The sequence below is a fragment of the Pseudomonas sp. NPDC077451 genome (assembly GCF_044543345.1).
Taxonomy (GTDB): domain Bacteria; phylum Pseudomonadota; class Gammaproteobacteria; order Pseudomonadales; family Pseudomonadaceae; genus Stutzerimonas.
In genome coordinates, this window is sequence record NZ_JBITVX010000011.1 from 58,610 (window position 1) to 80,783 (window position 22,174).

Genomic DNA, 22,174 nt, shown 5'->3' on the forward strand with positions numbered 1-22,174 from the left:
GTTGTTATTGGGTTGTCCGGATATTGGCGCTGCGTGGTGCCCGCAACAATGGCAAATGCCACCAAGGTGGATGAGCGGTTTGGACAAACTCTGCGGCACGACCTGCGGCTGGCACCAATCACCCGCAACTGCATCGAATCTTGGAACCACATATGGTTAACGGGAGGTGTTCCATGAGTATCGATCCGCTTGACAGACCCCACGATCAGCAACCGGTGCCGGGCCAGGACCAGAACCCCAGCCATTCTCCTGAGCCTGATTTCATTACCGATAATCCAGATGTCCAACCCGGTTCTGGACATGACAAGGGCACCCGGCCCTCAGGCCCGCCGAAAAGCACGCCCGATATCGACCCGAACGAGCCGGGGTTAGGGAACCCGTTGCCCTGACGCTATAAAAGGTTCATTGCCTGGCCGAGGGAGAGCAGCCGCGATCATGAGATCGTGTTCCGAGCCTGGGCGCCGTTTGCTCGCAGGTATCGCTATCTTGGGCCGGGCTGCTGTCCTCGGCGAGGCGTGTTGGCCTATCACTCGCGCCTCCTAAAAACCGGCGATATTGGTCGGTGTTGCCCCCCGTCAATTACATTGTGATGCATGGCTTTATGCTGGCGTCGTAGGTGGCGGCGTTGCGACGCTGAGCGTATGTCTCGAGCAGTATTGCAAAAAAGCTACGCCCGCCACCGGCCGCTCGGCCCGCGCTTCTGCGTGCCGACTGGTCATTGTTAACGGAGCGGTAGCGTGAGCGTCTCAGTGAACCTGTCCTATGTATTGATTGCCTATAACGAGCCATGGCGCGCTGACGAGCTTGCCCGCCTGGTCGCAGCACTTCGTCCAGGAATCCGGACTGTTCAGGTTAATGATGGCCAGGCGGCACTCAGGGTCTGCCGAAAGCAACCGCCGAGCTTCTTGATAGCTGACGGTGAGTTGGCGCAATTGGATGCTCGGAATCTATTGCACGAGCTGCGCAATCACCAAGCGACGCGGCTGTTGCCCGCCATCGTCATCAGTGATCGGGTGGACGGGACCAGCGTGCGTGCCGTGCGTCCGTTGGCACCGAAGGCCTATTTAAAGAAGCCTTACAGCCTGGCCGACTTGCGGATTCGCCTGAACTCGCTTTTGCCCGGTCCTCGCACAGTAAGCACACAGGCTGCCAGCGCAACGGGGACGCTAAGCGACTTTCTAGACAGAATGCGCTCCAACAACGCGGGTGCGCCGGTTTTGGAACCGGTGCAGGTTGCCGTCGCGGCCTGCATGCAGACGGAAGACTGGGACCTCGCGGTGCTGGAATCGAAGCTATCGTCAGATCCTCAGATCACGGCGCGCCTGGTATCCATCGCCAACAGTGCTGGGCAGCACAACGGCGCTGTGTGCAAGACGCTTGGCCAGGCTTTGCCGCGCCTTGGTGTAAAGCGAGCACTGAATCTAACCTTGCAGCTCGCGGTGCAGAACAATGCCACCTTGTCGGATCCCCGCTTAAAGCATCAGGCAGCTTCCAGCGCCGAGTATGCCCAGCGCGCCGCCGAGCTTGCTCATTGGCTTGCAAGCAGACTCAAGCTCGACACGGAGCTCTCCTACACGGCCGGGCTGCTGCACAACATCGGCGAGCTTGCTCTGCTCAGGAGCTTGCAGGAGTGGCTGGATAGCGGTGGTGAACTGACGGAGGACGAAATTCACTGCGCTTTGCGCGAACGCTCCGCCAGCTTTGGATCAGCCCTTCGAGCGCAGTGGAGATTACCGTTGGGGTTACGCCAGCTTATCGCCGCGTTCTATTCCCTGGGCGCGGAGGTTTTCACCCGTGAAGCGCTGGTGCTCAACGTGACCGGATCCTTGCTGCGCTTACCACCTTCCAGCCCCATTGACGCTCTGTTGCAGGATCGAGCTGTTCGACTGCTTCGACTCGATGAGGCGATTCTTGAGCGGGCGCCGCGCGAACGAGCCTGAGGACGAAAGTCTGATCCATCGCCACTACCAGTCCAGAGCGTGTGCAGCTCGACACGTGGTGAATGAGCCTGGAAAAAGGCTACGGCGTTCCGGCCAGCGTGAGGCCGACGTGCCTGGATGCCTAGGTCCAAGAATCCGTCTGTCCTCCTTCCGCTAGCCATGCGGTAACATCTCTAGGAAATTTTTTTTGACGGTTTGATTAAGAGTGATAGCATTTTGACTCTACGGCTCTATAGCGCTGTCATTCGATAGCCCTACAGGTATTTCGCTGGCTTGGTGGACGCGTACTTGCCTAACGGTACTAGACGCCGCTCTGGAGATTGAAATTGTTCCGACGTCGCTCTACCGAGGCTCAGGCCGGGCTCGTGGTTATCGCTGCGCTATTGGCGACGCTGGTTCCTATGTGGGCCATCCTTAACGCTTGGCTAAAACATGAAAGTGAGCTGGTAGAACAAGCCGCGCGCAATGACGCGATGAATCTGGCGATAGCGTTCGAAGAGCATGTACACAGTGTCGTCCGTTACGCCGACGCCTTGATACAGGACGTGCGTGAGGAGCTGGTAAAGGACCCTGACGCGTTTCAGACGATAGCCAAAACAAAACTTCCACGGTACGAGACTCTGGTCGGCCAGCTCGCACTGATAGATGCAGAGGGATGGTTGGTTGGCTCGTCTCTGGACTCGCTGGCCAAAAAAGTCGACCTGAGCGATCGCGAACATTTTCGCGTGCACAGAGACAACCTTGGGCAAGACCAGCTGTTCGTGAGTAAACCGATACTCGGCCGCGTCTCGGGAATCTGGTCCATACAATTAACCAGACCGGTCATTAATGACGGAAAATTTTCCGGGGTGGTCGTTCTTTCGATCCCGGTTACGTTCTTCACCGATTTCTACAAACAGATCAACATCGGGAGCCATGGGCTGATCGCTCTGGTCGGTCTGGACCGGGTGCCGCGCGCGGCGGCATCTTCGATTAACCTTGATGCGCGCCTGGACGGGATGGTAGTGCCTGGGGATCGTCCCTATTTCGATAGCACGAAACCCGATAAAGGCTTCTATCGAGGACCGAGCGCCATCGACCATCTTGATCGCCTGACCGCGTATCGACGTCTGAAGGAAGCCGGCCTGGTTGTCATCGTCCAGCTTTCACCCGCTGAATACTTGGCAGCGTCTCGTGAACGACGTCAATTCCTGATTTTCTGTGCCGCTGCAATTTCGATCTTGCTGCTCGCTTTCGCTTCGTTTCTCTACTTCGCTACGCAGCGGCATCTAAAAAACACCGCGGCGCTAAAGCGTGCACATGACTCGCTGCAGAAGATCATCAGCATCGATCTGCTGACAGGGGCTCGAAGCCGGCGTGATTTTCTTGAAACCTTGGAAAGCGAACTAGGCCGTTCGCTGCGCCACGACGCACCTCTCAGCCTGGTGTTGCTTGACATCGATTTCTTCAAACAGGTGAACGATACGTACGGGCACCCGATTGGCGACGTCGTATTGAAAGAATTGTCGTCGCTCTGCAGCGCCGTGCTCCGCACGCATGACGTATTCGGCAGGCTCGGAGGAGAGGAGTTCGGCTTGATTCTTCCTCATACAGACGCAGAAGGCGCCATGCTCGTCGCTGAAAAGCTGCGGGTGGCGGTTGAGAATGCCGTTATTCCAACAGACCGCGGCCCGGTACGAATCACGGTCAGCGCAGGGGTTGCGTCCGCCATACCAGCAGTCGATGACTCCAGTCGCTTGATTGTCCGGGCTGACGATGCGCTATACACCGCCAAGCAAACTGGTCGAAACAGAGTTTGCTTCGCGTCTTCAGCAGGATCTTCCCCTCAATCTGATGGGGCACCGGCAGAGATTAACTAACGCTGGCCCCGCGCAATACTCTCGAATCAACAAACAGTCCGTATTTGCCGTTGCAGCACTAAGCGCTCGTTATCGCTGGTGTCACTTCTCGCTGCGTTTTGCCGCATCGCCATCCGGCTCAGCCATGAAGACGGGCGGAGCGGACAATGGCAATAGCGGCACGCGTTGATAGCCCGGCCGGACAACTTGCCTTACCCTATATGAGAATTATTATCTTCTGGCGATGGGTGTAACTCACCCGACAGGGAGTCGAGATGGGGGCGTTTCTGGCTGAAGTGTTGGTCATCGAGGATGATCAGGTGCTGAGCGCGCAACTGGGAGAGTTGCTTCGTTTGCAGGGATACACGGTGCGCTTGAGCCAGCTGGGTGAGAGTGGCTTGGCGATGGCATTGGCTAACGCGCCGGACCTGATTTTGCTGGATGTGATGCTGCCGGACATGAACGGTTTCTCCGTGTTACGTCGCTTGCGCGAGCAGCAACAAACGCCGGTCATCATGCTGACCGCTTGCGGTGCTGAAGAGGAGCGAATTCGAGGGTTGCGTCATGGGGCGGATGATTACCTCGCCAAACCCTTCAACCCGACCGAATTGCAGCTACGCATCGATGCCATATTGCGGCGTACGCGTAGCGCCGAGAGCCGAGCCGTACAGCCGTCTTCGTTGAACGTCGATGCCCTAGTGTTGGATCGACACACGCTACGTGCCCGCGTTGGAGAGCAGGACCGGGCACTGACGCCCTTGCAGTTCCGGCTGCTATGGCAACTGATGTTGCAGCCTGGCGAGGTGCTGACCAAACCTTATCTGTACCGGGTTGTTTTCGAACGCGAGCACAGCGGCTACGACCGTAGCCTCGACATGCATGTCAGCCGCATTCGTCGCCGTCTGACCGAAGCCGGGCTGGCGGCCGATCGCCTGCAGACGCTCCACGGTCGTGGTTACAGCTTCCAATGAACCGGCGACTGTTCTGGAAGTTGTGCCTCGGCGTTGCCCTGGGAAGCGTAGCGTTGTTCTGGGTCATTGCGCGCTTGAGCGGTCAGGCAGAGGAGCAGATGAGCTTCATTGACGCCGAGCATCAACGCACGCTGCGTGAGTACGGCGCGCAGGCCGAAGTCCTATACCGTGCCGGCGACGAAAAGGCTTTGCGAGAGTGGTTGCAGACGCTTCAGCAGCAAGAGCAAACCTGGGCGGCGATCATCGATCCGCAATTGCACGCCCTTGCCGGTAGTGAACTGTCCGAGCGCTTCATGCGGGAGTTCAGCCTTGGGCGGGATCCGTCTTGGAAGATCCATCTCTACTTTCAGGAAAATCCGATCATGGACGTGCCATTCGCTGATGGGCAGCTGCGCTTCCTGATCCAGTTGCCGCAGCGCATGCGCCCAGGGCATTACTGGTATCCAGCGCGGCTGCTACTCGAACTGGTGCTGCCCCTGGTGTTGTTGGTCTGTGGCTGTTTGTTGCTCTATCGCCACTTGATGCAACCGTTGCGGAGGTTGGAACAGGCCACCCGACAGTTCAGCGAAGGCGACTACACCGCCCGTGCGGGTGCGCTGTTGGGTTCAAGACGCGACGAGCTTGCAGGTGTAGCCGAGACCTTTGACGCCATGGCTGAGCGCATCGGCGGACTGATCATCGATCAGCGTCAGCGGCTGGCCGAAATGTCCCATGAGCTTCGAACGCCGCTGGCACGCATCGAGATGGCGGTCAGTTTGGCGGAGCAGGGCGGCGACACTGCTGCATTGCTGCCGCGCATTCGCCAGGACTGTTCGGCAATGCGTCGCTTGGTCGAGGATGCGCTGACGCTCAGTTGGCTCGAGACGGAGCGGCCAACGCTGCGTGACGAAACGCTGGATCTGACGGACTTGCTCGACAGCATTCTCGACGATGCGCGCTTCGAATATCCGGATCGTCAAATTGAAACGCAGCTACCCGCCGAAGCGGAGCTGGTTGGCAGCTGCCACCGCGCGCTTGGCCAAGCGATCGAGAACATCGTGCGCAATGCACTCGATCACACACCGCCAGGCAAAAAAGTGTGGGTTGAGCTTCAAGCCGAAGCCCAGAGCTATCGGCTGGACATCATCGATCAGGGCCCGGGCGTACCATCGCAGTGGCTTGAACGTATTTTTCAGCCGTTCGAGCGGGTCAGCGGTGATCGCCCGGGTTTTGGCCTGGGGCTGGCTTTGGCCCAACGGCAGATTGGCGCGATCGGTGGGCGTCTGGCTGCGACAAATCACGAGCAAGGCGGGTTGTGCATGACCATCTGGTTGCCTCGCCCTGGGGACACAACGTAACAGTTGTAAAAGTGATACGCGGGCAGGGTATTGTGGGTGAGAATCGTTAATACGAAACGTTCGCATTAATGGTTCGAGGTTCTTCATGCAACACTGTCCTATCCCGCTATCGCTTCTCGGTTCGCTGTCCTTTGCTGCGCTGATTGTCTCCATGCCCTGCCAGGCGCAAGCGCAAACCAAGGAGCCGTTGGAACTGACCGGCAGCGAGGTGATTGCTCGCCACGTACAAGGCGACAGCGTCGAAGCCGAGCAGCTAGAGCGTTATCAAGCTGCTGACCTACAGGATGTATTCGAGGCCAGCCCGGAGGTGTCTGTCGGGGGCGGCCCGGGTGTCGCTCAGAAGCTCTACCTCCGAGGCCTCGAAGACACGCTGTTGAACATCACCATCGACGGCGCCAACCAGCCGGGCCAGACCTTCCACCATACGGGGCGCATCGGAATTGAGCCGGAGCTTCTCAAGCGAGCCGAAGTTCAGCCCGGCACGGGCGACGCAACCGCAGGACCAGGCGCACTGGGTGGCTCCGTCCGTTTCGTGACCAAAGACCCGGACGATCTGCTGCGTGCCGGGGAACGCGTCGGCGGCCTGATCAAAGGCACCTACTTCAGCAATGCCGAAGGCTATAAATCCAGCACCAGCTTGTTCGGCCGGTTCAACGACGCCTGGTCGGCCATGGCGGTGACGACTTACCAGGACCAGAACGACTACGAAGATGGCAACGGGCGGGATGTACTCGGCACCGGTGCGCGTCAACAGTTGGGGTTCGCCAAGCTGGTGGGCCGCTTGACGGATGAGCAGACGTTGCGCCTGGCTTACGAAAAACGGACTGACGAGGGTGAACGCAGCCAGCGTCCGCAGTGGATTCCAAGCGGCTTCAACCCCCTGTTCCCGCTTGAGGCGGAGCGGGAAACGCTGACGTTCAATTACGGCTGGAACCCGCTGAGCAACGACTTGCTCGATGTCGAAGTAACGACCTACCACACCTCCACCGAGCTGCAGCAAGACGGTCGCTATGGCCTCTACATTGGCGATACCACCAGCGCTGGGCTGGACATGCGCAACACCAGCGAACTGGGCGCCCATAGACTGACCTATGGTGTCGATTATCGAGATGACCGCACCCGCCTGGGGCCGGATGGCGATCGAGATCTGGATGAAGAGAACGGCGACGTGCTGGGCTTCTATCTACAGGACAGCTATCAGGCCACCGAAAAGCTGCTGCTGGGCATAGGCCTACGCTACGACCGTTACCGCCTCGACGACCGTGACGGGCAGGATTTTTCGGACTCGGGCTTCAGCCCCAACGTGAGTCTTCGGTATCAGCTGACTCCAGAACTGGCCCTGCTTGCCAGCCATGCGCAGGCTTTACGTGGCGTGCAGGTACGGGATGCGTTCAAGCTCGATGCTTCCGGCAACGACCCGGAGCTGGACGCCGAGAAGGCACGCACCAATGAAGTCGGTTTCGAGTATCGCCAAGGCGGGCTGGAGTTGTCCGGGCGGGTTTATGACACCCGTGTTCGGGATGCAATCTACGACCCGAGCGGCCGTCCCAACCTCTACGTGAACGGGGGCACGCTACAGACGCAGGGCATGCTGTTGCAGAGCGCCTACCACTGGCAGCAGCTGAGCGTCGGGCTGAGCTACCACCACAACGATGTCGAGCTGGACGGTGAGGAGCTCAATGTCTACGAGCACAACGGACTCGGCACGACTCTGGGCGACACCTGGACAGGTTTCGCCGATTACCGTGCAACCGACAGGTTGAGTTTCGGCTGGCAGGGCCGCTTCGTCACGGCTGTCGATTCGCTGCGGACCGGTGTGGGCACGCTCGACAAACCCGGTTACGGCGTGCACGACCTTTATGCCCAGTGGTCGGCCTTAAGCGATGACCGACTCGTATTCAACCTGACGCTGAAGAACCTGTTCGACAAGCAGTACCTGGATCACGCCAGCAACGAAGATTTTGAAAACATTCCCGGCTATGAAGGCATACGCAGCAGTTACGAGCCTGGCCGCGAATTGCGACTGGGTGTCGCGCTGCGTATCTGAGGTTGGTTTCGACGGACGTTAGCCAAAGGAAGGCAGGGGTGCTGGCACTGCTACATGCAACCCTGCCTGATGCGATCAGCCAGCTCGGCTGTGGAGTTGAAGGTCAGCGGCGACGTCGGGTAGCTGATGGGGCGCTGATAGGCGCGACTCGAGGAGCTGAACGAAAGCTCGGGCCTCGGACTCGCTGCGAAACGTGACCTTGTTTCGGTTCAAGCGAACCTCCCAGCTGCTGCCTTCGAACGACGTAAGCGGTCGGATTTGAATATCCATGATGCCTCCGGGGTCTGGAAAAGACAGACGAACGCTAGTCCTTTGCCAGCCACCAGTCAATTTGCGCCATTGACGCAGGAGCATTCGCTGCTGCCGGTCCTTCTGTTTTCCGTTAGGCACCCATCCGCGCGCTGATCTTGCGCGCCACTGTCAGCAGTCGCTTTGCCGCCTCGCCATCCGCTTCGGCCATGAAGCCCGGCTCGCCACCGACGATGGTGATCACGCCTGCCAACCGCTGGTCGCCACTGAACAGCGGCGCGGAGAGTGCGTTGACGCCAGCCATCAACAGGCCGTGCACGGGCTGGATGTGGGTGCGTTGCAGTTCGCTCATGGCAGCGAGCAGGGCTGCAGGGCTGGGTGCCGAGGGAAGCTTCAGTTCCTCTTCGCGCAATTGCGCAGTCTCGGCGTTGGGCATGAAGGCGTTGAACACCAACCCGGTCGATGAGCCCAGCAAAGGCAGCACCGAGCCCACCTGTGTCACCAGCGTCACGGCACGGACCGCCTGTTCGACATGCACGACGGCCGGACCGCGGTTACCCCAAACCGCAAGAAAGCAGGTTTCGTTGAGTTCATCACGCAGCTGCGCCAGATGCGGCGTTGCCAGTTTGACGACATCCAGTCGGCCCAACGCGGCCAAGCCCACGAACAGCGCGGCGCGGCCCAGCCCGTAATGGTTCGTCAGGGGATCCTGCTCGGCGAAGCCGCTCGCCATCAGGGCCTGCAAATAGCGATGGACCTTGCTGGCAGGCATGCCGACATGTTCGGCCAGGCGCGATAAGGAGGTCGCCGGGGCCAGCTCGGCCAGGGCAGTGAGAATGTCAGTACCTACCTCTGCGGCCTGTACCTTCTGCCGCCGTGGCGCCGTGTCCGCGTTGCTGTCTGCCATGAATTCAAATGCCTGTTTGTGCGGGCTCGCTTATCGAGGCGCTGTTTATAACTTGACGCCCTGGTGAGTTCAAATTACTTTTTGCGTAAACGCATTACGCGAAATGAGAGACGGCTATGCAACCACAACAACAAATGGGCGAAACCTCTCGATACCTGTCCGGCTTCGGCAACGAGTTCAGCAGCGAGGCCCTGCCGGGTGCATTGCCGGTCGGGCAGAATTCGCCGCAAAAAGTGCCCTACGGCCTGTATACCGAATTGCTCTCCGGCACCGCTTTTACGGTGGCGCGCAGTGAAGCACGGCGAACCTGGCTGTACCGTATTCGACCATCGGCCCATCACGGCCACTATCAGCGCCTGGAGCGGCAACTCAGCGCAGAGCTGGGTCCAGTCACGCCGAATCGACTGCGCTGGAATCCGCAACCCTTTCCCGAGACCGCGACTGATTTCCTCGATGGCCTGACGTGCGTCGTGGCCAATGCCGAACCCAACCAGCCTGCCGGGGCGAGCATCTACCGGTACGCGGCGAATCAGTCGATGGAGCGGGTGTTCTTTAATGCCGATGGCGAGCTGTTGATCGTGCCGCAGCAGGGTGCGCTGAAGCTGGTCACGGAGTTGGGGGTGCTTGAAGTCGCACCGCTGGAGATTGCAGTGATTCCGCGTGGTATGCGGTTTCGGGTCGAACTGCTGGATTCGACGGCGCGCGGCTATGTCTGTGAGAACCATGGCTGTGCGCTGCGCCTTCCTGACCTGGGGCCGATCGGCAGCAATGGTCTGGCTAACCCGCGCGATTTCCTGACGCCGGTTGCGCGTTACGAGGAGCGCGACGAGCCGGTGCAGCTGGTGCAGAAGTTTCTCGGTGAACTCTGGGTAACCGAACTGGATCACTCCCCACTGGACGTGGTTGCCTGGCATGGCAACAACGTGCCGTACAAATACGGCCTGCGCCGTTTCAACACCATCGGCACCGTCAGTTTCGATCATCCCGATCCGTCGATCTTCACCGTACTCACGTCACCCAGTGCGGTTCACGGGATGGCCAATATCGACTTCGTGATCTTCCCGCCGCGCTGGATGGTGGCGGAGAACACCTTCCGCCCGCCATGGTTCCACCGCAACCTGATGAACGAGTTCATGGGGCTGATCGATGGCGCTTACGACGCGAAGGCCGATGGCTTCTCGCCGGGCGGTGCCTCGTTGCACAACTGCATGAGCGCCCACGGCCCGGATCATGTGTCCACTGAACAGGCGATCAAGGCCGAACTCAAACCGCACAAGATCGAGAACACCATGGCCTTTATGTTTGAGACCAGCCAGGTGCTCCGTGCCACCCGTCAAGCGTTGGAAAGCCCGCAGCTGCAGAGCGATTACGACAGCTGCTGGGCCGGCCTGACCAAGACATTCGATAAAAACGGGAAATGACATGACCGCACAACAAGAGCAACGCAGCTGGGTCGAGTCGGCCAATGGCCATTCGGATTTCCCCCTCGCCAATCTACCCCTGGGCATATTCAGCCGTGACGGCGACCAGCCACGCGGTGGCGTCGCCATTGGTGATTACATTCTCGACTTGCGCGCCGCCTGCGAAGCCAGCTTGTTCGATGGCCAGGCGCTAGAAGCGGCGAAAGCGGCCAGCATCAGCAGCCTCAACACTTTCTTTGCGCTCGGAGCGCCTGCACGCAAAGCGCTGCGAGGGGCACTGCTGGGAATGCTCGGCGAGGGCAGCGCGCAGCGTGAACGTCTCCAGGGCATGGGCGAGTCGTTACTGCAGCCCATGGACCGCTGCCAGATGCATCTACCGGCCAAGGTGGGCGACTACACCGACTTCTATGTCGGCATCCACCACGCCAACAACGTCGGCAAACTGTTCCGCCCGGACAACCCCTTGCTGCCCAACTACAAGTACGTGCCCATCGGCTATCACGGGCGTGCCTCGACGGTTGATGTGTCCGGCGTAACCGTCAAGCGTCCCAACGGCCAGACCATGCCGCCGGGCGCCAGCGAGCCGAGCTTTGGCCCGAGCAAGCGGCTCGACCATGAGCTGGAACTGGGCATCTGGATCGGCGCAGGCAATGCCCGTGGCGAATCGATCCCGATCGGTGAAGCCAGCAGTCACGTCGCCGGGTTCTGCCTGCTCAATGATTGGTCGGCGCGCGATCTACAGGCTTGGGAATATCAGCCGCTTGGCCCGTTCCTCTCTAAGAGCTTCGCCACCAGCGTGTCGCCATGGGTGGTAACGCCGGAAGCACTTGAGCCGTTCCGTTGTGCGCAACCTGTGCGGCCCGAAGGCGATCCGCAGCCGCTGCCGTACCTGTTTGATGAGCAGGACCAGCAGCAGGGCGCGCTGGATATCGAACTCGAAGTGCTGCTGCTGACCGAGGCCATGCGCGACAAGGGTCAACCTGCACAGCGCATCGCACTGAGTAGCACCAAGAACATGTACTGGACCGTGGCGCAGATGGTCGCGCACCACAGCGTCAACGGCTGCAGCCTGCAACCCGGCGATCTGTTCGGCTCCGGCACCTTGTCCGGTAGCAGCCCTGAAAGCCTTGGCAGCCTGTTGGAGATCACCCAAGGCGGCAAGCAGCCTCTGGAACTGCCCAGCGGCGAAACTCGCACCTTTCTGGAAGATGGTGACGAAATCATCCTCAAGGCACGTTGCCGTCGAGATGGACAGGCGTCCATCGGCTTTGGCGAATGTCGCGGTCGCGTGATGCCTCCTTAACGCCAGTGTATTTAGCAAAAAGCCCGGGCGTGTGCAGACAGCCCGGGCTTTTTGATTTCGAGGGCAGCCAATCAGGGCAGCTTCGCGGTTTCCAGCGTCGAGGATGGGACAGGCGCGATTGCAGCGTCGCGCATCTGCTCGGCCAGGGCTGCGGTGAATCCCTGCACCACTGACCAGCGCAGGTGTACCGCGTCGACAAAGGAGGACACCGGCGTGTCCCAGTCTTTGTCGGCATTCCAGTAGGTGCCACCAGTGGCGTTGAGGGTTTCCATGATTTGCTTGTCGAAGTCGGCCAGGAACGTACCGTCTGGATCGTACTTTTCCTTCCACTGCGGGTGCAGCGGTGTGGAGACGACCATCAGCTCTCGACCTTCTTGCGCCAGGCGCGCGCTCATCTTGCCCAGGGCCGCGAAGCAGCTGGCATCCAAGGGCTCCGGGCGGCCGTACAACAGCTCACGGGTATTGCTGGTGACCAGCGGACCATCACCGAAGCGATTGAACACGAGCGGGTCCCACTCGATTTCTCCGGCGCGCTGAGCCTTGACCGTCAACGCGTTGCGCGCCAACGACTTCGGCGAGAAGTAACGCATGTAGTGGCCCCAAGGTGAGGCGTTTTCATAAACGTAAGGGTCGACGTGCTCACGGTTGAGCACCGCTGTAGGTACACGCCAGCAACCGGCGAAATCCTGTGGGTCGGCAATCATCACCACACTGCGAATGCTGGGCTGCCGGTCTAGCAACCAATGCCCCACGTAGGTCGACTGGTTGGCGAACAATCCACAAAAGGCGCCGTTCATGGGGCGCACCCCGGGCAATGCCTCGGTCAGCACATGGCCGTCCACGTGGCGCCAGGCCACGGAAGACCCGATGATCAGCAGATTCGGCGATTGGATCGGGTTGTCGCGCAGGAAGCTGAGTTTTTCATCGACACAGGAAATATTGGAGAACGCTGGGGGGGGCAGGTTGCCGGTCCGGTTCAGCGCGAACAGCGTCAGGCAAAATATCGCCAGTGCGCCGAACAGCCCGGCAAACAACGACAGCAGATACCGCGAACGCACCCGGCCCGGCACGCTGGCCGCGCTGGTTGCTCCCTGTTCGGCATTGCTCCCGTCCCTGGGCACATCTGCTGTCTGGATCATGAATTATTTCCCCTCCAGCTTAGCGCTGATGACTTGGGCGAAATGGCCGACGTTGCGCAGCGACTCGAGCTCCGCCGTCTTGAACTTGATGCCGAAGCGTTGTTCGGCGGCAACCGTGAGCATCACGTGGGTCTGGCTGTCCCAGCCCTCGATGTCGTTGGCGGTCATTTCTGGCGACAGCACAATGCTGTCGTCATCGAACACATCATGGAAAACCGGGGTGAGTTGCTTGAGTACTTCTGCTTCGGTCATGCCAATACCTCGATGAAATGGCGGGGTGTGCGGGGGGATGTGAGTTCGTAACGCCAGAAGGTGGCCTCGCGGGCGCTGTCATCGGGCGCCGAATGCTGGACGAAACCCAGACGGGGGAAATGCTCCGCGACCATGCCGTTACGTTCGGTTGGCCGGTACTCACCGATCAGTGCGCGATAGCCGGCAGCGGTGGTGGCGTTGGTCAGCACATCGAGCACCGCGTCTTCGACCTGGCGACCCAGTACGCGACAGCTCATCAGCCAGCTGTCGATGAGCAGCTCGTCGCTAGCGACGGCCGCATCCGGGCGCGCCAGGACAACGCTGATCAGGCCGTTATCACCGAACTTGTCAGCCAGGCGGATTGCCAGAGCCACCGCCGCCGGGTCGCTGGCGATGCGCTCGACCTCCGCTTCGCTATAGCGGCGCGTGGTGAGGTTGAACTGGTTGGTCTTGTTGATCAGCTGCGTGCTGCGGGCCAGTTCGGCGGCGCCGATCGGGGTGGCGGTCAGCACCATCTCCAGTCCGCGCAAATAGCCTTCCATGTCGGTGGCCTGGCTCATTGCCGCTTTGCGCTCAGCGTTCAAGGCATAGTTGCGCCCGCGTGTGGCGTCGTCCGAGGTGAAGGAGGCGGCCTCAAAGTACCCGGCGGCGGCGACGCGTGCCGGATAGTCGGCCACGTCATCCGGCAGTTCCGGGACCGCGACTTCCGGCAGCTCGCGACGCACGATGTCGCGTTCGGCGGGGTTGTCATCGACGAACACCAGGCTGTCGAGTCCAATGTCGAGCATCGAGGCGATGCGGCGCAGGTTGCCAGCCTTGTCTTCCCAGTTGGCGACGAAGGCCGCGATGTCGCTGCGTTTGAGCGCCATCTCGGGATGATTGAACGCCGCTTCGGCCACGCTCAGATCATTCTTGCTGCACACCGCGAGGATGATGCCGCGGCGCGCCAGCTGTGCTGCGTAGCGCTGGAACGCGAGGAAGGCTTCGCCGCTGGGCGAACCCTGGCCGAGATGGATGCCGTCTACGCCATCGTCACCGACTACGCCGCCCCACAGGGTGTTGTCCAGGTCCAACACCAGGCACTTGCGCGACAGACCGAGGCTGGCGGCGGCGATGCGAGCCAGTTGGTCGCCATACAGCGGCGCCAGGTTCGGGCTGACCAATTGCTTGGCCTGATACCAGCGCACCGGTTCGGCCAGGCCGTCGCCATAACTGCCACGGGCGGCTTCCCAGGCAAGGTCCATCAGTAATACGCCGTCTTCTCGGGCTGCGGCACGGATCGCGGTATTGAGGCGATCGATGAGCGCGTAGGGCGAGGCCGGAACCAACGCTTCGAATGAACCAAAGATCGGAGGGTCGGCGGGCACGATGGTTTGCTGGACGACCTGGGCGGCATAGCGCTCGCGTGCCCGGCGCCACAGCAGGCGCAACTCGTCGACCCGTTCGGCGACCGCGGCGTCGACGTCTGCCTGCGAGGCTTCGAGCGGCAACTGCAGGGGCGCGTCTCGCGCATCCAGCGCCAGGACGATCAGTTGTGGGGCAAAGTTGGCGAGCTCGGCGTCGTCCGTCAGCAGCGCCTGTCGGTACATGCCATAGGGCGCGACGTGCACCGAGAGCGCCAGGCGACGCTGCAGGCCCGCGACACGAATCGCCGGTACCAGATGATCCACGGTATGCGATGACAGCAGGGCGATGCGCAACGGTCGCAGCCCGCTGTTGGCCGTTTCGCCGTTCGCCAGCGCACGCAAGCCTTCGCTAGCGAGCCGGTCCAGTCGGGTGGTGAGCGTGAAATCGCGGCGGTAGCCGGCCAGCTCCGCCGCCAGATCCAGACGCGTGAAGGGGTCGGCTTCGCGTTTGGCCTCGCCGATGGCGCTGCCAAGATCAGGGTGTTGCGCTAACCAGAGAAGCTGATCCATTAGCGTGTCACTCCTTACTTGTAGACGGTTTCAGAACTGGAAATAGAGGAATTCGGTAGGGGCCACGGAAAACGCCACGGCCAGGGCGAAGAAGCCCAGCACGCCCACGGCCAAGCCGATGACCGGCGTCGGGCTCCATACCGCGATCGGGAACCAGCGCAGTAGCCAGCTCTCGCGCGGTTGGGCGTCCAGGGCAGTACGGAAGCCGGCCATCCATTGCTGCACGTTGGGCATGAACCAGACAAAGGCGAGCAGCACGGCGACGGTGAGGTAGTCGGACTTATCGAACTTGGTGCTCAGTTCGCTCAAGCCAGCCATGCCTGACAGTATCGCCATCGCCGCGGTCACGCTGTTGGCCCGGAAAAACACCATCGCCACGACGACGCAGAGGAAAGTCAACAGGACTGCGCCGGTGTGATGCCAGAGCTTGTCGCTGTCCAGCGGCAAACCACGGCGAGCCTTGTAGGCGCGGAAGCCGTGGACGACGACCAGATAGAAGCCGTGCAACAGTCCGAACACCACGAACTGCCAGCCCGCACCGTGCCAGACGCCCGAGATGAACATGGTCAGCACGGTGGGGTAGGCGATCAGCACGACAAAGGTCCCGAGGCTCATCTTGCCTCGCCGTGGCAACGGCTTACCGGCGGCCATCCGTGCGCGGGTGATGCGCATCACGATGGGGTTATAGATGTAGGCAGTGAGGAAGCGCGTCAGCGTCATGTGCCACCGCGACCAATAGTCGATGACGTTATGCGCCTTGAACGGGCTGTTGAAATTGACCGGCAGGCGCAGGCCGAACATCAATCCCAGGCCGATCGCCATGTCGCTGTAGCCCGAAAAGTCGAAGTAGATCTGCAACGTATAGCTAAGCGCGCCGTACCAGGCGTCGTATAACGAAGGCACCGTTCCATCGGCGGCGATCGCGAAGATTGGCGAGGCGTTTTCCCCCAACGGGTCGGCGAGGATCACCTTCTTGAACAGGCCGAGCACGAAGACGGTCAGGCCCAGCGAGATATTGTCGAGCCGCGGGCGGAAGGTGCTGCTGTCGTTGAACTGCTTGAGCATTTCGCCGTGATGGGTGATGGGGCCGGCAATCAGCTGCGGAAAGAAGCTGATGAAAAGGCAGTAATTGACGAAATCATGCTCGGCGACCTCGCCGTCGTGCGCGTCGACCAGATAGGCGATCTGCTGGAACGTGAAGAACGAGATCGCCAGCGGCAGGATGATGTCGCCCACGGACCATCCGAGGTCGAAGGCGCTGTCGAGCGTGCCAAAGAGAAAGCCGGTGTACTTGTAGTAGCCCAGCAACGCGACATTGGCCGCCACACCGAGAACCAGCAGGCTCCGCGATGGCCGCCGCATCAGGTAACCACCAATCAGGTAGTTGACGACCATGCTGCCCACCAGCAGCGGCATGTAAGCGGGGTTCCACCAGCCATAGAACACCAGTGATGCCAGCGTCAGCCAGATCGCGGCGTAACGTTGTCTGCCGGAGCCTGCGAGGAGAATGAAGCCCAAAAGCACCACCGGAAGGAACCCGGCGATGAACACCATTGAATTGAAGAGCATCGTTCTTTTTCCCTATCCCTGAACAATTAACAACCGTCCCTCGGAACGGTGAACGTCGACCCACTCCATACCGAACAGGAGCCGTTGGCGTATTACTGGAAGTCACCCGCGCCAGCCGGAAGGCAGCTATGTTGCGAACAATTGTCAATACACAAAACCTGTGCATGGTCTGCTAACTGCGACACAGAGTTGTTAGAGAAAGTTGCGCAGTTCATCCTTTCGGATAACCAATCCGGACGGGCGGAAAATCCAAGAAAATCAAGCGAAACGGCCGTCGTAGAGGCGTTTGCTGAGATTTTGGAAAACGGTTGGGAAGTAGACGCGTCAGGTTGCCGCACGCACCAAAATCGCGCACTGATGGAGGGCGCTTGGTTTCGGCTGTCCGCGGCTCATGGAAAGTCAGGGCTGAGAAGGGAAGCGCTGCCATTGCTGTTTTTTTCGGAAAGCGTGCTGTTCGTCGCTTGATCAACCAGAGCCGTTTTCTCGGCGTCAAGTTCCCGCCCAGTCCGCCGATGACCCGCCAGTACCCATAGATCTTGGATAACACCCATGCGTCTCACGCTGAAAATCAAAGTCCTGCTTCTCGCACTGGCGCCCGTCACGCTGTTCGCGTTGGTTCTCAGCGGTGCGGCTGCCCAAATCCTCAACTCCTTGGCCGAAGAAGAGATCGAGACCGTCCGCGAGCGGATGATCGACGATGCTCGGACACGACTCGAGGATTACATGCGGATCGGTGTGAGCAGCGTGGCTCACCTCTACGAGCCGGCTGCGCAAGGGGATCTGGCTAGCCGCGCGGAGGCCATCGCCATCCTCCGGAAGATCAAGTTCGGCAAAGACGGTTACTTCTTCGGCCACGACTCGAACGTGGTTCGGCTGTTCCGCGGCGAGAGTCCGGTGGATGTGGGCTCCAACCTGAGCGACCGCCGCGACTCCAACGGCGTCTACATCAATCGTGAGTTGGTGGCCGTAGCGAAAAACAACACCTACTTCGTGAATTACTCATCGCCGTTGCCCGGTAACGACAAGGTATCGGTGCCGAAACTTGCCTACAGCTACTACCTGCCCAAGTGGGACCTAGCGCTGGGTACGGCGATCAACCTGGACAATATCGAGTCGGCCTTGAGCAAGGTGAGGGTCGAAATCGATGGCCGGGTCAACTCGATCCTTACCAGCATTCTGGTCATCGCTGGCGTGATGCTGGCAGCGCTGTGTATCGCTGGCGTGGTAATCAGCAACTCCATCGTCAAGCCGATCCAGGTTATTCGCGCCCAGCTCGATGACATCGCCGCTGGTGATGGTGACCTGACTCACCGCCTGCCGGAAGATCGCAATGACGAACTGGGCCAGCTGGCCGGCTCGTTCAACCGCTTTGTCGGCAAGATCCACACCATGGTCAGCCAGGTCGCGGAATTGACCGGCCAACTGACCGGCATGGTCGCCGAGGTCGCTTCCCAGGCACAGCGCTCCGAGAAAGCCATGGAGACCCAGCGCCAGGAAACCGATCAGGTCGCCACGGCAATCAACGAGATGTCAGCCGCGGCGCAGGAAGTCGCCCATAGCGCCCAAGGCGCCGCTGAAGCTGCACAACAGACCGATCAGGAAGGCCAACAGGCGAAAGCCGTGGTGGATTCCAGCATTCGCCAGATTCACTCGCTGGTTGAAGAAATCCGCAGCAGCGGCACTTCACTGGATGCGCTGCAGCAGGACGTGCATGCCATCGTGGGTGTGCTCGACGTGATCCGTTCGATCGCCGAGCAAACCAACCTGTTGGCGCTTAACGCTGCCATCGAGGCGGCGCGTGCCGGTGAGGCGGGGCGTGGCTTTGCGGTCGTAGCCGACGAGGTTCGTGCGCTGGCCAGCCGCACCCAGCAGAGCACCCAGGAAATCCAGGGCATGATCGATCGCCTGCAGACCGGCGCCAAACAGGCCGTCGCTGCCATGGGTCGCTCCAGCGAAGCGGGTGATGCCAGCAGTGCCCAGGCCAACCAGGCAGGCGCTTCGTTGGATGCCATCGCTCACCTGATCGCCACAATCAACGGCATGAACGCGCAAATCGCCAGCGCGGCGGAAGAGCAAACCGCAGTGGCTGAAGAGATCAACCGCAGCGTCCATCAAATCGCCACCGCCGTTGAGAACGTTGCGGCAGAAACTCAGCAGGGCGCCCAGACCGCACGCAACCTGGCCAATGTGGGTGAACGTCTGGGTGGGTTGGTGCGCCAGTTCCGCATCTGACGCAGCCTAATCTCGCGAGATCGCTCAAATCGATCTCAAGGAAAACCCCGCATTGGTGGGGTTTCATTTGCGCAGGTCAGCCCTCAAAGTGCCGTCCTTAGTTATTAACAACCGAAGAAGTAGAGGCAGCCGGTCAAAGCGCTACAGATAAAGCACCCTGGCCCACCCATCTCCATGCTCACGTAGGGTGGATCACGCTTCACCGATCCACCGGGTGACGATCCACTAAGCGGCGTCACGGTGGATGTAAAAAGCGACATACACCCTACCGGACTTCGCATCAGCCAAAGAAATACAAACAGCCTGAAATGACGATGCCCGAATAAACCAGCATCAGCAGGCAGTAGCCCATGATGTCGCGCGCACCGAGCCCGACGATGCCAAGAATGGGCAGCGCCCAGAATGGCTGGATCATGTTGGTCCAGGCATCGCCCCACGCAATCGCCATGGCCGTGACGGCTGGCGTCACTCCCAGCGCCTGGCCGGCTGGCAGCATGATTGGCCCTTGCACCGCCCACTGACCGCCACCCGACGGCACGAACACGTTGACCAATCCGGCGCTGAGGAAAGCCAGCACCGGGAAGGTATCGGCCGATGACCAGGCGATGAAGGTGTCGGTGATCTGCCGACCCAGCGACAGCCCTTCGGCATTGGCGCCGATCATCATCCCCATGATGCCCGCGTAGAACGGGAACTGGATGACGATGCCGCTGATGCCACCGATGCCGTCTTGCACCGCGCGCATGTAGCGCTCCGGCGAGCCGTGCAGTGCCAGACCGATGAACAGGAACAGACCGATGACGATATTCAGCGTCAGGGCAAAGCCGTTCTCGGCGAAGTAGTAGCCGAAATAGACCACAGCCAGCGCAATGATGATCAGGTTGAGGGTACGGCTGTCGTCCATGCGCTGCGCCAGGGTGTTGCGCGGCAGGGACTCATGGGCGGGATCGAGCAGTTTCGCCGGGTCCGCGACCTTCGGGTCTTTCGGATGCATGGCCCAGTTAAGGATCGGCAAACCGATGACCAGCAGCGCGATGATCGTCAGGTTCATGGCAGTGAACAAGGTGTCACCGACGCCGATGGCGGTCGTCACGACACCGCCAGACATGCGCTCCAGATCTGCGCCGCCGGTGGCCAGCGAAAGCGGGATTGAACCGGACAGGCCGCCGTGCCAGACCAGAAAACCCGAATATGCCGCGGCGACCAGCAGCGGGTAATCGACGCCTTTTACTTCACGTGCCAGCGCGCGGGCGAACACCGCGCCGATCACCAGACCGAAACCCCAGTTGATCCAGGAGCCGGCCAAGGCCACCAGTGTGACCAGCACCACGGCGCGGCCCGGTGTGCGTGCGGTCCGTGCCAGGCCTGCGAGCAGGCGATGGATGGCGGGTGCGCTGGCCAGGGCGTGGCCGGTCACCAGAATCAGCGCCATCTGCATGGCGAAGGTGAGCAGGTTCCAGAAGCCGGTGCCCCAGTGTTTCGCCATTGAGGGCAGGCCCTGGCCGGTGACGAGCATGCTTGCGGCAAGCACGATCAAGCTGAGGAGAATCGCAAAAACGAAGGGTGAGGGTAGGTATCGCTGAATGAGCTTGACGCTCAAAGCGGTAACGGAACTGAGCATGGTCGTTGATCCTGTGTTGTTCTTCTTTTATAGGTGGCGCACGTGCGTGGCGTGCGCCGAGTTATTGCTAAGGTTTGGTGAGCCTGCACGGCGGGGTGTCGGTCCTCCTCTATAAGCCGGCGTTGTCCGTTTAGTGACGTTCGAGGGCCAGCGCGACGCCCTGACCGCCACCGATGCAGAGCGTGGCAAGGCCCTTCTTCGCGTCTCGGCGGATCATTTCGTGCAGGAGCGTGACCAGTACGCGGCAGCCCGACGCGCCGATGGGATGTCCCAGCGCAATCGCGCCGCCGTTGACGTTGACCTTCTCGGCATCCCAGCCAAGTTCCTGGCCGACCGACAGCGCCTGGGCGGCAAAGGCCTCGTTGGCTTCGATCAGGTCCAGCTGGTCCAGTGACCAGCCCGCCTTGTCCAAACAGCGGCGGGTGGCCGATACCGGCGCGATGCCCATGATTGCCGGGTCGACGCCAGCATTGGCGTAGGCCTTGATCGTGGCTAGCACCGGCAAACCGAGGGCCTTGGCCTTGTCTGCGCTCATCAGCAGTACCGCAGCGGCGCCATCGTTGAGGCTGGAGGCATTGCCGGCGGTAACCGAGCCATCCTTCTTGAACGCCGGCTTGAGTTTGGCCAGCGACTCGGCGGTCGTGCCGGCACGGGGCTGCTCATCGGTGTCGAAGCGCAGGGGGTCGCCTTTGCGCTGCGGAATCTCGATGGGCGTGATCTCGTCCTTGAAACGCCCGGCCTCGATGGCTGCGACAGCCTTCTGCTGCGATGACGCGGCGAAGGCATCCTGGGCTTCGCGGCTGATCCGGTACTTGTCGACCAGGTTCTCGGCGGTGATGCCCATGTGGAAATCATTGAAGGCATCCCAGAGGCCGTCGCTGATCATCGAGTCGACCAGCTCGGCGTGGCCCATGCGCAACCCGGTGCGGGCCTTGGGCAGCACGTAGGGCGCCAGGCTCATGTTTTCCTGACCGCCGGCAATGATCACCTCGGCGTCGCCGCAGCGAATCGCCTGCGTCGCCAAGTGCAGGGCCTTGAGGCCCGAGCCGCAGACCTTGTTCAGGGTGAAGGATGGCACTGCATGGGGCAGGCCCGCCTTGATCGACGCCTGACGGGCGGGGTTCTGTCCGGAACCGGCAGTGAGCACCTGGCCGAGAATGACTTCATCTACTTCGGCGGGATTCAGCCCGGTCTGTTCGAGTAAGCGTTTGATTACCGCTGCGCCCAGATCAGGCGCGGCGATGTTGGCCAGGCTGCCTTGAAAGGCGCCGATGGCGGTACGGGTTGCTGCGACGATAACGACGTCTTGCATGTTCGGGCTCCAGTTGAATTGGATGTTGTTGTGATGCCGGTGTGTCGGTTTCTAAATCACGGAGCTGGTCAACGCATGCGTGCCGAACTCGCACACTCCGTAGGAGCCAGCTTGCTGGCG

Annotated in this window: 17 protein-coding genes; 9 read left to right on the forward strand and 8 right to left on the reverse strand. The window is 60.7% G+C overall.

What is annotated here, in order from left to right; genetic code table 11:
- Window positions 1-173 precede the first annotated feature (173 nt).
- The 6 genes from ACIGHL_RS16970 to ACIGHL_RS16995 all read left to right on the forward strand — a co-directional run bounded on the left by ACIGHL_RS16970 (window position 174) and on the right by ACIGHL_RS16995 (window position 8,133).
- Window positions 174-389 carry a hypothetical protein gene (locus ACIGHL_RS16970; protein ID WP_128120826.1) on the forward strand — a complete coding sequence of 72 codons (216 nt, stop codon included), beginning with the start codon at window positions 174-176 and terminating at the stop codon, window positions 387-389.
- Between the two features lie 348 nt (window positions 390-737).
- Complete coding sequence (locus ACIGHL_RS16975; protein ID WP_128120825.1) at window positions 738-1,940, forward strand: HDOD domain-containing protein; 1,203 nt, start codon at window positions 738-740, stop codon at window positions 1,938-1,940.
- A gap of 326 nt (window positions 1,941-2,266) precedes the next feature.
- On the forward strand, window positions 2,267-3,799 hold the full coding sequence (locus ACIGHL_RS16980; protein ID WP_320415307.1) for a sensor domain-containing diguanylate cyclase: 1,533 nt from the start codon (window positions 2,267-2,269) through the stop codon (window positions 3,797-3,799).
- Between the two features lie 254 nt (window positions 3,800-4,053).
- Complete coding sequence (locus tag ACIGHL_RS16985; protein ID WP_128120824.1) at window positions 4,054-4,749, forward strand: response regulator transcription factor; 696 nt, start codon at window positions 4,054-4,056, stop codon at window positions 4,747-4,749.
- Window positions 4,746-6,086: a HAMP domain-containing sensor histidine kinase gene (locus tag ACIGHL_RS16990; RefSeq protein ID WP_128120823.1), complete on the forward strand. Its 1,341-nt coding sequence runs from the start codon at window positions 4,746-4,748 to the stop codon at window positions 6,084-6,086. Before ACIGHL_RS16985 ends, ACIGHL_RS16990 begins: the two co-directional genes overlap by 4 nt.
- A gap of 85 nt (window positions 6,087-6,171) precedes the next feature.
- Window positions 6,172-8,133 (forward strand): TonB-dependent receptor domain-containing protein, encoded by a 1,962-nt coding sequence (locus tag ACIGHL_RS16995; protein WP_128120822.1) that lies wholly within the window; start codon window positions 6,172-6,174, stop codon window positions 8,131-8,133.
- Between the two features lie 75 nt (window positions 8,134-8,208).
- Here the strand turns inward: ACIGHL_RS16995 and ACIGHL_RS17000 are convergent, their stop codons facing one another.
- A complete protein-coding gene (locus ACIGHL_RS17000; protein WP_128120821.1) occupies window positions 8,209-8,403 on the reverse strand; it encodes a hypothetical protein in 195 nt (64 codons plus the stop codon).
- A 112-nt stretch (window positions 8,404-8,515) separates the two neighbouring features.
- Window positions 8,516-9,289, reverse strand: coding sequence for an IclR family transcriptional regulator (locus ACIGHL_RS17005; protein ID WP_128120820.1), 774 nt, complete (start codon window positions 9,287-9,289; stop codon window positions 8,516-8,518).
- A gap of 134 nt (window positions 9,290-9,423) precedes the next feature.
- Here ACIGHL_RS17005 and hmgA point away from each other — a divergent pair, with 134 nt between their 5' ends.
- Window positions 9,424-10,710, forward strand: coding sequence for a homogentisate 1,2-dioxygenase (gene hmgA / locus ACIGHL_RS17010; RefSeq protein ID WP_181690019.1), 1,287 nt, complete (start codon window positions 9,424-9,426; stop codon window positions 10,708-10,710).
- A 1-nt stretch (window position 10,711) separates the two neighbouring features.
- On the forward strand, window positions 10,712-12,013 hold the full coding sequence (gene fahA, locus ACIGHL_RS17015) for a fumarylacetoacetase (RefSeq protein ID WP_128120818.1): 1,302 nt from the start codon (window positions 10,712-10,714) through the stop codon (window positions 12,011-12,013).
- Window positions 12,014-12,084: 71 nt separating this feature from the next.
- On the opposite strand, the gene ACIGHL_RS17020 is transcribed toward fahA, so the two are convergent.
- From ACIGHL_RS17020 to ACIGHL_RS17035, 4 genes are read right to left on the reverse strand one after another with little or no spacing between them, the layout of a single operon-like run.
- Window positions 12,085-13,152, reverse strand: a complete 1,068-nt coding sequence (locus ACIGHL_RS17020) for a hypothetical protein (protein ID WP_241509185.1) — start codon at window positions 13,150-13,152, stop codon at window positions 12,085-12,087.
- A gap of 3 nt (window positions 13,153-13,155) precedes the next feature.
- Window positions 13,156-13,404, reverse strand: a complete 249-nt coding sequence (locus tag ACIGHL_RS17025) for an acyl carrier protein (RefSeq protein WP_128120817.1) — start codon at window positions 13,402-13,404, stop codon at window positions 13,156-13,158.
- Window positions 13,401-15,320, reverse strand: a complete 1,920-nt coding sequence (locus tag ACIGHL_RS17030) for an HAD-IIIC family phosphatase (protein ID WP_128120816.1) — start codon at window positions 15,318-15,320, stop codon at window positions 13,401-13,403. The genes ACIGHL_RS17025 and ACIGHL_RS17030 overlap by 4 nt, the downstream gene beginning before the upstream one ends.
- 30 nt (window positions 15,321-15,350) lie before the next feature.
- Window positions 15,351-16,889, reverse strand: coding sequence for an MBOAT family O-acyltransferase (locus ACIGHL_RS17035; RefSeq protein ID WP_128120815.1), 1,539 nt, complete (start codon window positions 16,887-16,889; stop codon window positions 15,351-15,353).
- 549 nt (window positions 16,890-17,438) lie between these two features.
- On the opposite strand from ACIGHL_RS17035, the gene ctpM reads away from it, so the two are divergent.
- Complete coding sequence (gene ctpM / locus ACIGHL_RS17040) at window positions 17,439-19,121, forward strand: methyl-accepting chemotaxis protein CtpM (protein WP_128120814.1); 1,683 nt, start codon at window positions 17,439-17,441, stop codon at window positions 19,119-19,121.
- Between the two features lie 280 nt (window positions 19,122-19,401).
- Here ctpM and ACIGHL_RS17045 read toward each other — a convergent pair whose 3' ends face one another.
- Together ACIGHL_RS17045 and ACIGHL_RS17050 are read right to left on the reverse strand one after the other, a co-directional pair.
- Window positions 19,402-20,742, reverse strand: a complete 1,341-nt coding sequence (locus tag ACIGHL_RS17045) for a short-chain fatty acid transporter (RefSeq protein WP_128120813.1) — start codon at window positions 20,740-20,742, stop codon at window positions 19,402-19,404.
- Window positions 20,743-20,872: 130 nt separating this feature from the next.
- Window positions 20,873-22,054, reverse strand: coding sequence for an acetyl-CoA C-acetyltransferase (locus ACIGHL_RS17050; RefSeq protein ID WP_128120812.1), 1,182 nt, complete (start codon window positions 22,052-22,054; stop codon window positions 20,873-20,875).
- Between the last annotated feature and the right edge of the window lie 120 nt (window positions 22,055-22,174).

Coding starts and splice junctions, on each gene's coding strand:
- ACIGHL_RS17020 (WP_241509185.1), bottom strand. CDS start 13,152: ATGATCCAGACAGCAGATGTGCCCAGGGACGGGAGCAATGCCGAACAG.
- ACIGHL_RS17005 (WP_128120820.1), bottom strand. CDS start 9,289: ATGGCAGACAGCAACGCGGACACGGCGCCACGGCGGCAGAAGGTACAG.
- ACIGHL_RS16990 (WP_128120823.1), top strand. CDS start 4,746: ATGAACCGGCGACTGTTCTGGAAGTTGTGCCTCGGCGTTGCCCTGGGA.
- fahA (WP_128120818.1), top strand. CDS start 10,712: ATGACCGCACAACAAGAGCAACGCAGCTGGGTCGAGTCGGCCAATGGC.
- ctpM (WP_128120814.1), top strand. CDS start 17,439: ATGCGTCTCACGCTGAAAATCAAAGTCCTGCTTCTCGCACTGGCGCCC.
- ACIGHL_RS17025 (WP_128120817.1), bottom strand. CDS start 13,404: ATGACCGAAGCAGAAGTACTCAAGCAACTCACCCCGGTTTTCCATGAT.
- ACIGHL_RS17045 (WP_128120813.1), bottom strand. CDS start 20,742: ATGCTCAGTTCCGTTACCGCTTTGAGCGTCAAGCTCATTCAGCGATAC.
- ACIGHL_RS17030 (WP_128120816.1), bottom strand. CDS start 15,320: ATGGATCAGCTTCTCTGGTTAGCGCAACACCCTGATCTTGGCAGCGCC.
- ACIGHL_RS16970 (WP_128120826.1), top strand. CDS start 174: ATGAGTATCGATCCGCTTGACAGACCCCACGATCAGCAACCGGTGCCG.
- ACIGHL_RS17050 (WP_128120812.1), bottom strand. CDS start 22,054: ATGCAAGACGTCGTTATCGTCGCAGCAACCCGTACCGCCATCGGCGCC.
- ACIGHL_RS17000 (WP_128120821.1), bottom strand. CDS start 8,403: ATGGATATTCAAATCCGACCGCTTACGTCGTTCGAAGGCAGCAGCTGG.
- ACIGHL_RS17035 (WP_128120815.1), bottom strand. CDS start 16,889: ATGCTCTTCAATTCAATGGTGTTCATCGCCGGGTTCCTTCCGGTGGTG.
- ACIGHL_RS16985 (WP_128120824.1), top strand. CDS start 4,054: ATGGGGGCGTTTCTGGCTGAAGTGTTGGTCATCGAGGATGATCAGGTG.
- hmgA (WP_181690019.1), top strand. CDS start 9,424: ATGGGCGAAACCTCTCGATACCTGTCCGGCTTCGGCAACGAGTTCAGC.
- ACIGHL_RS16995 (WP_128120822.1), top strand. CDS start 6,172: ATGCAACACTGTCCTATCCCGCTATCGCTTCTCGGTTCGCTGTCCTTT.